This is a genomic window from Winogradskyella sp. SM1960 (assembly GCF_020179375.1).
Lineage (GTDB): Bacteria > Bacteroidota > Bacteroidia > Flavobacteriales > Flavobacteriaceae > Winogradskyella > Winogradskyella marina.
In genome coordinates this window covers 1,238,828-1,252,499 of sequence record NZ_JAICBG010000001.1, presented here as the reverse complement: position 1 = coordinate 1,252,499, position 13,672 = coordinate 1,238,828, and the positions used below count along the sequence as shown (strand labels likewise).

Sequence of the window (13,672 nt, the reverse complement as noted above, 5' to 3'; positions counted from 1 at the left end):
AAAACAAGATTGAAAATGAACGCAAAGGATCTTAGATTAAACGTAGAAAAAGCATTGGATGAAATCCGTCCGTTTCTACAAAGCGATGGAGGTGATATTAATTTATTATCTATCGATGATAATAAGTTTGTAAAAGTAGAACTTGTAGGTGCCTGTACGTCTTGTAGTGTTAATCAGATGACCTTAAAATCTGGTGTAGAGATGACTATTAAGAAATATGCACCCCAAATCGAAAAAGTTATTAATGTTGAAAAATAGTATGACATTTATCACATTTCTATTGCAACAACATTAGTAGTTTTGTACTCAATTTTACATTCATGATTACAACAGATATACTTATTATTGGAGCAGGTCCAACCGGACTTTTTACGGTTTTTGAGGCCGGACTTTTAAAATTAAAATGCCATTTAATTGATGCTTTACCACAGCAAGGTGGTCAATGTACTGAGCTTTACCCTAAAAAACCTATTTACGATATTCCTGCTTATCCAGAAATTTTAGCTGGTGACTTAACGGAAAAATTGATGGAGCAATGTAAACAGTTTGAACCAGGTTTTACATTAGGAGAACGCGCAGAAACCATCGAAAAACAAGAGGACGGAAGTTTTATTGTAACCACTAATAAAGGTACAAAACACCAAGCTCCGGTAGTCGCCATTGCTGGTGGATTAGGAAGCTTTGAACCGCGAAAACCTTTAATTCATAATATCACCGATTTTGAAGATTCAGGTGTTGAGTATATGATTAAAGAACCTGAAATGTATCGTGGTAAAAAAGTCGTTATTGCAGGTGGAGGTGATTCTGCATTAGACTGGAGTATATTTTTAAGTGATATTGCAGAAAGTGTAACTTTAATTCACAGAAGAAACGAGTTTAGAGGTCATTTAGATTCTGTTCAAAAAGTTCAAGAATTAAAAAATGAAGGTAAAATAAACTTGATTACTCCTGCTGAAGTTATTGGTATTGTTGGCGATGATAAGGTAAAAGCAGTTGTTGTTAAACAAGCGCAACACATAGAAAAAGAATTTGAATTAGAGTGCGACCATTTTATTCCATTATTTGGCTTATCTCCAAAGCTAGGACCTATTGCAAATTGGGGATTAGAGATAGAGAAAAATGCCATTAAAGTTAACAATGCATTAGATTACCAAACTAATATCCCAGGAATTTTCGCAATTGGTGATGTAAATACCTATCCAGGAAAATTAAAATTAATTTTATGTGGTTTTCATGAAGCGACATTGATGTGTCAGGCTGCATATAAAATAATCAATCCAGGTAAACGCTACGTTTTAAAATATACAACGGTTGCAGGTGTCAATGGGTTTGACGGATCACGAAAAGAAGCCCCAAAGGCAGTTGTAAAAGCATTTGAATAAGCAGGCCATTTTCTGTGCTAACTTAAATGTAAAAAGAAAATTAGATCTCTCAACATCAAAAACTTGTCAGGTTTCAATTAATAACTAATTTTACTTTAAAAATCTCAATACAAATTCGGTGTTATAGTTAACTATGGAACAAGACATAAATATTACAATAATAGACAGAGAAGGAGTAAAGCATAACATTGAAGCCCCAACTGATATGGCTATGAACCTTATGGAAATAGTGCGTTCTTATGAGTTAGCTCCAGAAGGTACTATTGGCGTTTGTGGAGGTATGGCCATGTGTGCTTCTTGTCAATGTTACGTTTTAAGTGATACCGAATTGCCAGAAATGCAAGACGATGAAGAAGCGATGTTGTCTGAAGCGTTTTATGTTAAAGACAATTCGCGCCTAGGATGCCAAATCCAAATGACACCAGATATGGAAGGTTTGGAAGTTGAGTTGGCGCCTGAGTCCTAAATTCCTGCGAACGCAGGAATCTCATAATTATCTCAACACGTATTCTCTTTTACAATAATTAATAATAGAAATAGAAGAATAACAGGTGTCGCTGATATAAAAGAAGTGTACCAACTGTAATAGCTTTCATGTTTTAAATCTCCTTTGTTTTCTTGATAAATTCCGTCAGAGAGTTCTATTTTAGAGCTACCAATAATTTGTCGTTTACTATATATCTGAAATCCTTCTTTTTTGGTGATTTTTTTAGATACTATCATTATAGCTTTGCAGATTAGTAATGTTATAAATGGCGAAAAAGTATAAACTAAACATTGGTAACCACAGAGATAATTCCAGTCAGTCAAAAGCATTACTATTCCAATTAGACCAATAATAAAAGAAATTTTAAGGTATTTCTTATATCTGTTTTTATCTTTCAAATCTTCAGTCAAAATTATTATAGGCATGTTCAAAACACCACAAATAATAATTATCATCCAGAAGTACATTTCTAACAGCTCCATATCGATTATTCCGTCTTATAATCAGCTAACTTTGTAGGTCCTTCCAATAAAAACCGATCAATCTTTAAGTTACCATCTTCTGAGGTTATAATTTGCCATTTAATTAGTGAAATGGCTCCATTTTCAATTTCTAAACCCGTTATACTTCGTGGGTGAACACAACTACCATCATTAAAATAAGCAATGTCACCAGGTTCTGGAAAACGTGGTCGGTGGGTATGGCCTACAACGGTAATTAAGTTGTTTCTTTCAATGATCCATTGTTTGGTTCTCTTTTCTATTTTAATGAGTTCGGTATAATTTTTAGCCGGACTTGTAGGATCTGCAATACCCATAACATTTAAAGGTTTCCACAACACACGTACCATAAATCGGCTCCATTTCCAAAATAAAAAATTCCACCAATCCGCTTGATGACCATGGGTTAAGAATAATTGTTGATTGGTTTCAGTATGTTCTAAAACAATAGCTTCATGATATTTAATATCGCAGAATAAATCTTCATCATTACCGGTTTTAGGGTCAAAAAAAGTATTCAGATGTTTTTCTACATATTTAGGGTCACGATACACCATGTCATGGTTTCCCCAAATCATATGTAAACGCGCTTCATCATGAAACTGTTTCATTAGCATATATACATTTTTGTGTGCACTAAATATGGATTCAAAGGATAGATTTTCCCAAAGTTCATCGCCATCACCAAGTTCGCAATAGCTAAAGCCCTCCAAATAATAATGTCTTAGTGCATGATAATAAATGTTGCGATTATTAGCAAAATCATCGGCAAAACTGTTATCGCCTCTGTGACAATCGCTAAATAATATGATTTTAGAGGTATCGTCAAACTTTAGGTGTTTGGCATTTTTGTAAGCGCGATCTAATCTCGATTTTGAAGACATGTGTATTCTTTGTTCAACTAATTTAAACAAAAAATGCTTCCCAATAATGAGAAGCATTTTTTATGAATTCTAATTTATAACCATTAGGCTTTTAAAAAACATGAAAATATAGGTGTTAAACACTATTTAAAAGCATTTAAGCCTGTAATATCTAATCCTGTAATTAGTAAATGAATATCGTGAGTTCCTTCGTAAGTTATTACACTTTCAAGGTTCATCGAATGACGCATAATACTGTAGTCTCCAGATATTCCCATGCCTCCAAGCATTTGTCTCGCTTCGCGTGCAATGTTAATAGCCATTTCTACATTATTGCGTTTGGCCATAGATATTTGTGCTGAAGTTGCTGTACCATTTTCTCGCATTACCCCAAGTCTCCACGCTAATAATTGTGCTTTGGTGATTTCAGTAATCATTTCGGCGAGTTTCTTTTGTTGTAGCTGAAACTGACCTATTGGTTTTCCAAATTGCATACGTTCTTTACTGTAGCGTAAAGCTGTATCGTAGCAATCCATGGCAGCACCAATAGCTCCCCAAGCAATACCAAAACGCGCTGAATCTAAACATCCTAATGGAGCTCCAAGTCCAGATTTGTTGGGTAATAAATTTTCTTTAGGCACTTTGACGTTATCAAAAATAAGCTCGCCTGTAGCAGAGGCTCTTAATGACCATTTATTATGTGTTTCAGGGGTTGAAAAACCTTCCATACCACGTTCTACAATAAGTCCGTGTATACGTCCTTCTTCATTTTTAGCCCAAACTACGGCAACATCACAAAACGGAGCATTAGAAATCCACATTTTTGCGCCATTTAAAAGATAATGGTCTCCCATATCCTTAAAGTTCGTCACCATACCTCCTGGATTAGAACCATGATCGGGTTCAGTTAGCCCAAAAGATCCTATCCATTCACCAGATGCTAATTTTGGTAGGTATTTATTCCGTTGTTCTTCGTTTCCGTATTTCCAAATAGGATACATCACTAGTGACGATTGTACAGAAGCCGTACTACGAACTCCAGAATCTCCACGTTCAATTTCTTGCATTATTAAACCATACGAAATTTGATCTAAACCTGCTCCTCCATATTCTTCAGGTATGTATGGACCAAAAGCTCCAATCTCTGCTAAACCTTTTACAATTTGAGTTGGAAACTCTGCTTTTTGAGCATACTTTTCAATAATAGGAGAGACGTCGCGTTTTACCCATTCTCTAGCGGCATCACGCACTAATTTGTGCTCTTCAGTCAATAATTCGTCAAGGTTGTAATAATCTGGTGCTTCGAATAAATCTGGTTTCATTCTAATGTTGTTATTTATAGCTTCTAATTTTGAGAATTTGCCAAAATTGAAGCGGTTATTTTATAAGTTTAACAAAAGTAACGAAAACGTTAGCATTGCCCAACAATAGAATTACATTTTCAGATAAAAATCTTTGGTAAGATTAATATAGTTTTCAGTGTATTGATGACGTGATGTTTCTATGACTAATTCAGCGGTTTTAACGTTGGTATCTTCAAATGAAAATTCTAATAAACTTCGCTTAATTTCAGAATCAGGATGGCCTTTAACACGAAGTATACGAATAGGGTTTAAACCTACTGTTGACGCTAAATCAATAAGATTGGCTTCTTCTTTATGTGGAATTACTATTGAAAATATTCCGTTTTCAGATAGTAAATTAACAGCAGCAAAAATGAGATGTTTAAAAGGCATGGCATCGTTAAAACGTGCTAAATCTCTAGACTTATTTTCCGTTTTGTAATCTTCAGAATAAAATGGAGGGTTGCAAATAATGAGGTCGAATTCGTCATTTACGGCTTCTACATATTCTAACAATGAGGCATGAAAACAATACAAACGATCGTTCCAAGGAGAGTCTTCAAAGTTTTCTGCACACTGTTCAAACGCATCGTCGTCTATTTCAATAGCTTCAATAGTTTCTGCGTGACTTCGTTGCGCAATCATTAACGATAAAACACCAGTTCCTGCTCCAATATCTAAAACCGAAAAAGGCTTATGGTCTACAGAAGTCCATGCACCAAGGAGAACACTGTCTGTGCCAATTTTCATAGCGCAACGGTCTTGGTTAATTGAGAATTGTTTGAATTTAAAAGGAACACCGCTCATTATGCTTCAAGATATAGTTCTATCAAACCTTCAGGCGTATCAACTTCTATGGTCTTGTTTTTTCGATCTACTTTAACTATAAATTCGTCATTCATAGGGATCAGTATTTCAATTCCGTCTCGGTCTATTTCAAAAAGTGCTTGGGCAGTGGAGTCATTGATTGCTGTAATAATCCCAACATGTCCAAATTTTTGATCTTTGATTGCATAACCTATAACTTCATGAAAATAAAATTTATCACCCTCAAGTTTTGGTAGCAATTCTAATGGTAAGTATAATTCTGTTTTTATTAAAGCATCAGCATCGGCTTCAGAATCTACATCTTCAAATTTTAAACGCAACAAATCCGATTTATGTAATTGGGACGATTCAATAAAGAATGGTACTAAATTACCTCTAAGATCTAAAAAAACAGCATCTAGATCATCATATAAGTCGGGTTCATCTGTATCTAGTTTTGCAAGAAGCTCTCCTTTAAAGCTATATTTCGATACAATTTTCCCTAAATAAAAACAGTCTTCTTTTTTCATTACAAATCTTTGATTTGTTGTTCCCGTAAAAACGGGAATCTTTTTAATGTTAATTCTAATATATTGGGCAGATTCCCACCTTCGTGAGGATTATTTCATAAACCCCTTTAGCGGCTTTATTAAATAAAAAAACCCAGACTAAAAATAGTCTGGGTTAAAAGTATAAAAAAATAATTTTTTATTCTTCTTCGTTAGCTGCTGTTTCTTCAGTTGCAACATCTTCTGCTACTTCTTCTTCAACAACTGGTGCAGCTGCAGCGATACGTGCTTCGTTTACTGCTTTTTCTGCTTCATGTGCTTTAGCTTTAGCTTCAGCATCTGCTTTAGATAAACCTTCAGTTTTTGCTTCAACCTTAGCTGCTTTTTCTTCTAACCAAGCATTGAATTTTTCTTCTGCTTGCTCTTCAGTAAGTGCTCCTTTTCTAACTCCACCAGCTAAATGATTCTTTAGCATAGCTCCTTTATAAGATAAAATAGCTTTTGCAGTGTCAGTTGGTTGTGCACCGTTTTGCAACCATTGTACAGCTCCGTCAACATCTAATTCGATAGTTGCAGGATTTGTGTTTGGGTTGTAAGCACCTAATTTTTCTAGGTATTTACCATCTCTTTTAGCGCGCGAATCCGCTGCTACGATCCAGTAATAAGGTTTTCCTTTTTTACCGTGTCTTTGTAATCTAATTTTTACAGGCATAATAATTAATTAGTGAGGTTCTCGACCTCTGTTATTAATGAGGGCGCAAAGATACTATTATTTTTTGTAATCTGGTGAAATAAATTACTTTAACTTGTAATAAGTTCAGTTTCTCTAAAAGAAAAATCAGTGTGGCGCTCATTATTAAAAATTATTATACTTTTGACATTCGTGTTTCGTTATATTTGGAGCATAGATAAAAGATATTTTAAATGATGAAAAAACTAATCCTCTTATCTCTTGTTTTTTTAACTATTTTTAGCTGTGGTGATGAAGTAAAGTTTAATACACCTGCTTTTCAAGGAGATCGCGAAAATCAACTTTGGAGAGCTTCGGGCTTTACCGCTAGTATTGGAGCTAATGGCTTTTTAACAATTACAGGTACAAAAAATGCAGAATCCGTTAAGCTTACAGTGCCTTCTGTAATCGAATCCACTTTTATTGTCGGTGACATAGATATTATCGAAGCACAATATATTGATGCCTTAGGAACAACATATTCTACGAATAATAAACCTGATGAAAGTGTTTCAATTTATCCTGAATTAGGTGAGGTTACTATTGAAGAAATAGATGTTGTTAATAACACATTTACAGGTACATTTAGGTTTTTAGCTTTTGATGCTGCTGGATTAAATTCGGTGGGATTTACCAATGGTATCTTTTTTAAAGTGCCTTTGATTTCAGGTGAGTTTCCAACAAACCCAATAACCTGTTTTGATGTAGAAACTGAAGCTGAAATTGCATTATTGGCTTATGAGGCTACTTTTGCTTCAGATTTAGATTTTGTAAATAGCGATGCATATCTGGCTGCTTGTAATGCTTATTCAAATGCATTAATCAATCAGCGCACCTATTGTGGTGATGCAAATGGCGCTTTGCAATCTATTATAGATGATTTGGGTGATTGCCAGATTTCTTGTGAGATTGCTGTGGCTAATGTTGTTGAAGCAAATTCACAATATGCAACGGCAACCATTGGTAATTATATTGATAAATGTGCTCAGTACTTACTTTACCTGCAAGAGCAAATAGATATTTGTGGAGATGTGGATGGTAGTATTCAGGCTGAAATAGAAGGTTTAAATTGTAGTGATACCGATGGTGATAGCATTCCAGATGTTTTTGAAGATTTTAATGGAAATGGTGATCTTGAAGATGACGATATAGATAGTGATGGTGTTCCAAATTATTTAGATGATGACGATGATGGTGATGGCATCTTAACACAATATGAATCGAAAGACGAAAACGGAAATCCAATGGATACAGATGGAGATGGTGACGTTGATTATCTAGATAATGACGATGATGGAGATGGTATTCTAACTATTGACGAAAATGCAGATCCAAATGGAGATGGAAACCCCGATGATGCCTTAGATACGGATGGTGATGGAGTTCCTGATTATTTACAGCCGAACTAGAAACAAATTATTAAAATATATAGAAGCGTTATTCAACTTGAATAGCGCTTTTTTTTGTTCCATAGAATAGTGTTTGAAGAAAAAAGTTGGGACCTCAACGGTATTGAAACTTAGTAGTTCAGAATTTTTTGAAACAACCACACCTAACAAGTCTTAAAAGTGAAAAATTATCAAAAGAAACACCGATTATTTCTATGTAAAACAGATGTTTCATATGAAGTCAGAATCAAGTCTAATTTCTCACATCTAACAGCAAAACCGGACTAATATCATTTACAACCTTCACTATGTTAAAAACCTATAAGCCTTTGTTAAAGGTGTTAATTTCTTCGTTTTCTCGTACTGATTCTTTTATATTATTTATGGTTGTGAAACAATAACCAACCTAAAAGAAATTATTGAGAATTTAAACACATTATAAAATGAATTTTTCAAAAGATATATCAAACAAACTAAACGAATTATTAATTAAAAATTACGATGCTGAAAAAGGCTATTTAAATGCTGTCGATAATATTGAAAGCGATAGACTTAAAATGTTTTTTAAACGAAGAGCCTCTGAGCGTAGCGAATTTGCTAAGGAATTAAGAACTGAAATATTACAATACGGTGAAATTCCAGAAGACTCAGGAAGTTTTAAAGGTACAATGCACCGAAATTGGACAAGCCTAAAAGCTACCTTTTCCTCTAACAACGAAGAAACAGTTTTAGAAGAAGCCATAAAAGGTGAGAAAGCCAGTTTAGAAGAGTACAATGAGTTACTCAAAGAACGAAATTTGCCACCAACTATTGATGCCTTATTGTTAAAGCATAAAAATGCAATACAAGCAGCGATCAATACAGAAAAAGTGCAAGAAGAATTAGTATCGTAATTAACTTACCAAATCGAAAAAAGTCAGTCTTTATAGGTTGGCTTTTTTTATGTTCAAAACTCTTCATAATTTCATTTCAGATAAGTACAAATTCTACGTAATTTTATAAGCTATTTTATTTGAAAATTTGCTGTCATTTCTTGCGAAGTCGAGAAACCTATAAATGGTTTTTGTAAAAGACGCTTCGACTTTACTCAGAGTGACATTTTGAAGCATTTCAGATTTTATAAAAATTTACAATTAGAGTTTTCTCTTTGTGCCTTATGCGCCTCTGCGAGAAACAACTTAACGTCAAACAACGCAACAAAAGCATGTACTTAATATTCGATACCGAAACCACAGGATTACCAAAACGTTGGGATGCACCAATTACAGACACCGATAATTGGCCAAGATGTATCCAGATTGCATGGCAATTGCACGATGGTATGGGGAATTGCATTGCGCATGAGGATTATTTGGTGCAACCAGAAGGCTTCAATATTCCTTATGATGCCGAAAAAATTCACGGTATTTCAACCGAATTGGCTCAAGAACAAGGTGTACCACTTTCTGAAGTTTTAGAGAAATTCAATGCGGCTTTAGCGAAAACCAAATTTGTAGTCGGACAAAATGTAAAGTTCGATTTAAATATTATGGGAGCCGAATTTGTGCGTGAAGACGTCACAAATCCACTTCAAGAATTACCAGTTTTAGATACCTGTACAGAACACACAGCAAGTTTATGTCAGATTCCTGGAGGACGTTATGGGAAATTCAAATTACCAACCTTAACAGAATTACACCAATATTTATTCAACAAACCATTTGCCGAAGCACACAACGCTACAGCCGATGTTGAAGCGACCACGCGTTGTTTTTTAGAATTGATTCGTCGTAAGCAATATACTAAGGAACAGCTCGATGTAGAGCCTGAATATTTTGAGAATTTCACGCAAGAAAATCCTGCTGAAATTCAATTAATTGGCTTAAAACACATTAATCTTAAGAAGGAAAGTGCTAAAATAAACGCACGTCTTCAAAAAGAACAAGCCACACCAATTGTTGTTGATAAGGAAGCGGCTTCACAAATAAAAGATGTTGATTTTGCGCATTTGCATAACCATTCGCAATATTCCATTCTTCAATCCACCATAAGTGTTAAGGATTTGGTGGCTGCAGCGGCAAGGGAAAATATGCCAGCCGTTGCCATGACCGATCACGGAAATATGATGGGAGCGTTCCACTTTGTGAGTGCCGTTTCTGGGCATAATAAAAAAGTAAAAGCCCAACATGAAGAAGCTGAAGAGGCTGGACTAGAAAAGAAAGGCAAAATAATAAAGCCAATTATAGGTTGTGAATTCTTTGTTTGTGAAAATCACGCAGACAAAACTCGAAAGGACAACGGTTACCAAATTGTGTTACTAGCGAAGAATAAAAAAGGCTATCATAATTTGGCGAAATTATCCTCTGCAGCCTTTACTGATGGGTTTTACTACGTACCTAGAATCGATAAAAAACTGATAGAACAATACAAGGAAAATTTAATCTGTCTTACAGGAAACTTGTATGGCGAAGTGCCAAGTAAAGTGTTGAATGTTGGTGAAAATCAAGCTGAAGAAGCCTTGTTGTGGTGGAAAGAGACGTTTCAAGATGATTTATATATCGAGTTAATGCGTCATAATCAGGAGGATGAAAACCGTGTGAATCCTGTGTTGATTCAATTTGCAAAAAAGCACGATGTTAAATTAGTCGCTACCAACAATACCTATTATGTTGACCAAGAAAATGCTAATGCACACGATATTTTATTGTGTGTAAAAGATGGCGAAAAACAAGCCACACCAATTGGTCGTGGTCGTGGTTATCGCTACGGTTTGCCAAATCAGGAATACTATTTTAAGTCTTCGGAGGAAATGAAGGCTTTGTTTAGAGATGTGCCTGAAGCCATTGTGAATATCCAAGAAGTCGTCGATAAAATTGAACCTTATGAGTTGGCTCGAGATGTCTTATTGCCTGCTTTCAATATTCCAGAAGAATTTAAACACAAAGAAGATGAAGCTGATGGTGGTAAACGTGGTGAGAATGCGTTTCTAAAACATTTAACTTACAAAGGTGCAGAAATCCGCTATGGTGAAATCACGCCAGAAATAAAAGAACGTCTCGATTTTGAATTGAGTGTTATTGAAAACACAGGATATCCAGGTTACTTCTTAATTGTTGAGGATTTTATTCGCGAAGCCCGAAACATGGACGTTTCCGTTGGTCCTGGTCGTGGTTCGGCAGCAGGTTCTGTGGTGGCTTATTGCTTGTGGATTACCAATATAGACCCGATTAAGTACGATTTACTTTTTGAGCGTTTCCTTAATCCAGACCGTGTGAGTATGCCCGATATCGATATCGATTTTGATGATGAAGGTCGTGGTCGTGTTATGGATTATGTGATCGAAAAATATGGGGCTAATCAAGTGGCTCAAATTATTACTTACGGAACGATGGCTGCAAAATCTTCGATTAGAGATACGGCCAGAGTTTTAGATTTACCGCTTAATGAAGCCGATCATATTGCGAAATTAATTCCGTTGATGTCCAAACTCGGAAAGATTTTTGGACTTTCGGAAAAAGAATTGGCCAGTAAATTTAGAGCCGAAGATTTAGAGAAAATTAATGAGCTATTAAATATTTCTGATGGAGACGATTTGCAAGCCGAAACCATCAACCAAGCTAGAATCTTGGAAGGATCGGTTCGTAATACAGGAATTCATGCTTGTGGAGTCATTATCACACCAGGTGATATCACCAATTATGTTCCTGTTTCTTTAGCGAAAGATTCCGATTTATATGTCACACAATTTGATAACTCTGTCGTTGAAAGTGCAGGGTTATTGAAAATGGATTTCTTGGGCTTAAAAACCTTGACTTTAATTAAGGATACGGTTAAGATCGTAAAGGCGAAGCACGACATTGATTTAGACCCCGATAGTTTTCCACTCGATGATGTAAAAACGTACGAATTATTCCAACGTGGTGAAACCGTTGGTGTCTTTCAGTATGAATCGCCTGGCATGCAAAAACACATGAAGAATCTTAAGCCTACGGTTTTTGATGATTTAATTGCCATGAATGCCTTGTATCGTCCTGGTCCAATGGAATATATTCCAAGTTTTATTGCGCGAAAACATGGTGATGAAGAGATTGTGTACGATTTACCAGAAATGGAGGAGTACCTTCAAGAAACGTATGGTATTACGGTTTATCAAGAGCAAGTGATGTTGTTGTCTCAAAAATTGGCAGATTTTACAAAAGGTGAAGCCGATGTTTTGAGAAAGGCCATGGGTAAAAAGCAGATTGCGGTTTTGGATAAGATGAAACCAAAATTTATTGAGCAAGCTAGTGCCAAAGGTCTAGACGCTAAAAAACTCGAAAAAATCTGGAAGGATTGGGAAGCCTTCGCCAGTTATGCTTTTAATAAATCGCACTCTACTTGTTATGCATGGATTGCTTACCAAACGGCGTATTTAAAAGCGCATTATCCAGCAGAATATATGGCTGCGGTGTTGTCTAACAATATGAATGATATTAAATCCGTAACCTTCTTTATGGAAGAATGTAAACGGATGAGATTACCAGTGTTAGGACCGAGTGTTAACGAGAGTTTCTATAAGTTTTCGGTAAATAAAGACAATGCGGTTCGGTTTGGAATGGGAGCGATAAAAGGAGTAGGACATGGAGCTGTAAAAACCATCGTTGAAAACCGAAAAGAAGATGGTCATTATAAATCCATTTTCGATTTGGCGAAGCGTATCGATTTACGAGCAGCCAACAAAAAAGCTTTTGAAGGTTTAGCCAATGCAGGCGGTTTTGACTGTTGGCCAGAAACCCATAGAGCACAATATTTTGCACATGATGGTGATGGCATTACCTTTTTAGAAAAAGCCGTTAAATATGGTGCTAAGCATCAAGAAAATGAAAATTCGGCGCAAGTCAGTTTGTTTGGTGAAGCTAGTGATGTTCAGATTGCAGAGCCGATTGTACCACCATGTGAAGATTGGGGAACGATGGAAAAATTATCTCGAGAGCGAGAAGTTGTAGGGATTTATATTTCTGGTCATCCACTCGATGATTTTTCAATTGAAATGAAAACGTTTTGTAACGGAGTGGTTGCACATTTTAATAATTTAGAAGCCATCGTTAATAAAGAAGTTACGTTTGGAGGTGTGGTTACAGATGTACAACATCGCGTGAGTAAACAAGGTAAAGGTTGGGCGATTTTCACAATAGAAGATTATACCGATAGTTTCGAATTTCGAATTTTTGGGGAAGATTATCTTAAGTTTAGACACTTCTTTGTGATTAACTCTTTTGTGTATGTCAGAGCCTTTGTACGCGAAGGTTGGGTAAACAGGGACACTGGAAAAAAAGGGGATCCTAGGATTCAGTTTAATAGTTTCCAGTTGTTGCATGATGTGATGGATACCTATGCTAAAAAGTTGTCCATACAGCTTAATATTAGGGATTTAGAACGAGAAACGGTTTCTGTGTTATATGATTTAATAAAATTCCACGAAGGCAATCAAACCTTAAATTTTGTGGTGTATGATAATGCTGAAAAAATAAAAGTACAGATGCCAAGTCGAAAAAATAAAGTCAAGATTTCGCAACAGCTCTTAAATAGTTTAAAGGAGAATGATATCATGTATAAGTTAAATTAGAAAGTTTCTTTGAGAATTTGAACAATAAAAAGAAGATTGGTAAAACCGATACGATACCTATGTTTCTGATAAATAGCTT

At 35.5% G+C, this 13,672-nt stretch carries 12 protein-coding genes; 6 read left to right on the top strand and 6 right to left on the bottom strand.

What is annotated here, in order from left to right:
- The first annotated feature begins 15 nt into the window (after positions 1-15).
- From K1X16_RS05285 to K1X16_RS05275, 3 genes are all read left to right on the top strand, one after another.
- Entirely contained in the window at positions 16-258 is a 243-nt protein-coding gene (locus K1X16_RS05285; protein WP_195870071.1) for a NifU family protein, read from the top strand.
- A gap of 62 nt (positions 259-320) precedes the next feature.
- On the top strand, positions 321-1,382 hold the full coding sequence (locus K1X16_RS05280; RefSeq protein WP_225035317.1) for an NAD(P)/FAD-dependent oxidoreductase: 1,062 nt from the start codon (positions 321-323) through the stop codon (positions 1,380-1,382).
- A 133-nt stretch (positions 1,383-1,515) separates the two neighbouring features.
- A complete protein-coding gene (locus tag K1X16_RS05275) occupies positions 1,516-1,848 on the top strand; it encodes a 2Fe-2S iron-sulfur cluster-binding protein (RefSeq protein WP_225035316.1) in 333 nt (110 codons plus the stop codon).
- 32 nt (positions 1,849-1,880) lie between these two features.
- On the opposite strand, the gene K1X16_RS05270 is transcribed toward K1X16_RS05275, so the two are convergent.
- From K1X16_RS05270 to K1X16_RS05245, 6 genes are all read right to left on the bottom strand, one after another.
- On the bottom strand, positions 1,881-2,294 hold the full coding sequence (locus tag K1X16_RS05270) for a hypothetical protein (protein WP_225035315.1): 414 nt from the start codon (positions 2,292-2,294) through the stop codon (positions 1,881-1,883).
- A gap of 62 nt (positions 2,295-2,356) precedes the next feature.
- Complete coding sequence (locus K1X16_RS05265) at positions 2,357-3,253, bottom strand: metallophosphoesterase family protein (protein ID WP_195870174.1); 897 nt, start codon at positions 3,251-3,253, stop codon at positions 2,357-2,359.
- Between the two features lie 122 nt (positions 3,254-3,375).
- A complete protein-coding gene (locus K1X16_RS05260) occupies positions 3,376-4,554 on the bottom strand; it encodes an acyl-CoA dehydrogenase family protein (protein ID WP_225035314.1) in 1,179 nt (392 codons plus the stop codon).
- Between the two features lie 111 nt (positions 4,555-4,665).
- Positions 4,666-5,325 (bottom strand): tRNA1(Val) (adenine(37)-N6)-methyltransferase, encoded by a 660-nt coding sequence (locus tag K1X16_RS05255; RefSeq protein WP_225035313.1) that lies wholly within the window; start codon positions 5,323-5,325, stop codon positions 4,666-4,668.
- Between the two features lie 56 nt (positions 5,326-5,381).
- Positions 5,382-5,912, bottom strand: a complete 531-nt coding sequence (gene rimM, locus K1X16_RS05250; RefSeq protein ID WP_225035312.1) for a ribosome maturation factor RimM — start codon at positions 5,910-5,912, stop codon at positions 5,382-5,384.
- A gap of 178 nt (positions 5,913-6,090) precedes the next feature.
- Positions 6,091-6,603 carry a 30S ribosomal protein S16 gene (locus tag K1X16_RS05245; RefSeq protein WP_195870064.1) on the bottom strand — a complete coding sequence of 171 codons (513 nt, stop codon included), beginning with the start codon at positions 6,601-6,603 and terminating at the stop codon, positions 6,091-6,093.
- Positions 6,604-6,815: 212 nt separating this feature from the next.
- Between K1X16_RS05245 and K1X16_RS05240 the strand changes: the two genes are divergently transcribed.
- From K1X16_RS05240 to dnaE, 3 genes are all read left to right on the top strand, one after another.
- Positions 6,816-8,030: a DUF6252 family protein gene (locus K1X16_RS05240; RefSeq protein WP_225035311.1), complete on the top strand. Its 1,215-nt coding sequence runs from the start codon at positions 6,816-6,818 to the stop codon at positions 8,028-8,030.
- 422 nt (positions 8,031-8,452) lie between these two features.
- A complete protein-coding gene (locus K1X16_RS05235) occupies positions 8,453-8,902 on the top strand; it encodes a ferritin-like domain-containing protein (RefSeq protein WP_195870062.1) in 450 nt (149 codons plus the stop codon).
- A gap of 311 nt (positions 8,903-9,213) precedes the next feature.
- Positions 9,214-13,593: a DNA polymerase III subunit alpha gene (dnaE, locus tag K1X16_RS05230; protein WP_195870061.1), complete on the top strand. Its 4,380-nt coding sequence runs from the start codon at positions 9,214-9,216 to the stop codon at positions 13,591-13,593.
- Positions 13,594-13,672 lie beyond the last annotated feature (79 nt).

What these genes read in the sequence shown, in the direction of transcription:
- K1X16_RS05235 (WP_195870062.1), top strand. Translation starts at nt 8,453, where the DNA reads ATGAATTTTTCAAAAGATATATCAAACAAACTAAACGAATTATTAATT.
- K1X16_RS05265 (WP_195870174.1), bottom strand. Translation starts at nt 3,253, where the DNA reads ATGTCTTCAAAATCGAGATTAGATCGCGCTTACAAAAATGCCAAACAC.
- dnaE (WP_195870061.1), top strand. Translation starts at nt 9,214, where the DNA reads ATGTACTTAATATTCGATACCGAAACCACAGGATTACCAAAACGTTGG.
- K1X16_RS05240 (WP_225035311.1), top strand. Translation starts at nt 6,816, where the DNA reads ATGATGAAAAAACTAATCCTCTTATCTCTTGTTTTTTTAACTATTTTT.
- rimM (WP_225035312.1), bottom strand. Translation starts at nt 5,912, where the DNA reads ATGAAAAAAGAAGACTGTTTTTATTTAGGGAAAATTGTATCGAAATAT.
- K1X16_RS05280 (WP_225035317.1), top strand. Translation starts at nt 321, where the DNA reads ATGATTACAACAGATATACTTATTATTGGAGCAGGTCCAACCGGACTT.
- K1X16_RS05245 (WP_195870064.1), bottom strand. Translation starts at nt 6,603, where the DNA reads ATGCCTGTAAAAATTAGATTACAAAGACACGGTAAAAAAGGAAAACCT.
- K1X16_RS05255 (WP_225035313.1), bottom strand. Translation starts at nt 5,325, where the DNA reads ATGAAAATTGGCACAGACAGTGTTCTCCTTGGTGCATGGACTTCTGTA.
- K1X16_RS05275 (WP_225035316.1), top strand. Translation starts at nt 1,516, where the DNA reads ATGGAACAAGACATAAATATTACAATAATAGACAGAGAAGGAGTAAAG.
- K1X16_RS05260 (WP_225035314.1), bottom strand. Translation starts at nt 4,554, where the DNA reads ATGAAACCAGATTTATTCGAAGCACCAGATTATTACAACCTTGACGAA.
- K1X16_RS05285 (WP_195870071.1), top strand. Translation starts at nt 16, where the DNA reads ATGAACGCAAAGGATCTTAGATTAAACGTAGAAAAAGCATTGGATGAA.
- K1X16_RS05270 (WP_225035315.1), bottom strand. Translation starts at nt 2,294, where the DNA reads ATGCCTATAATAATTTTGACTGAAGATTTGAAAGATAAAAACAGATAT.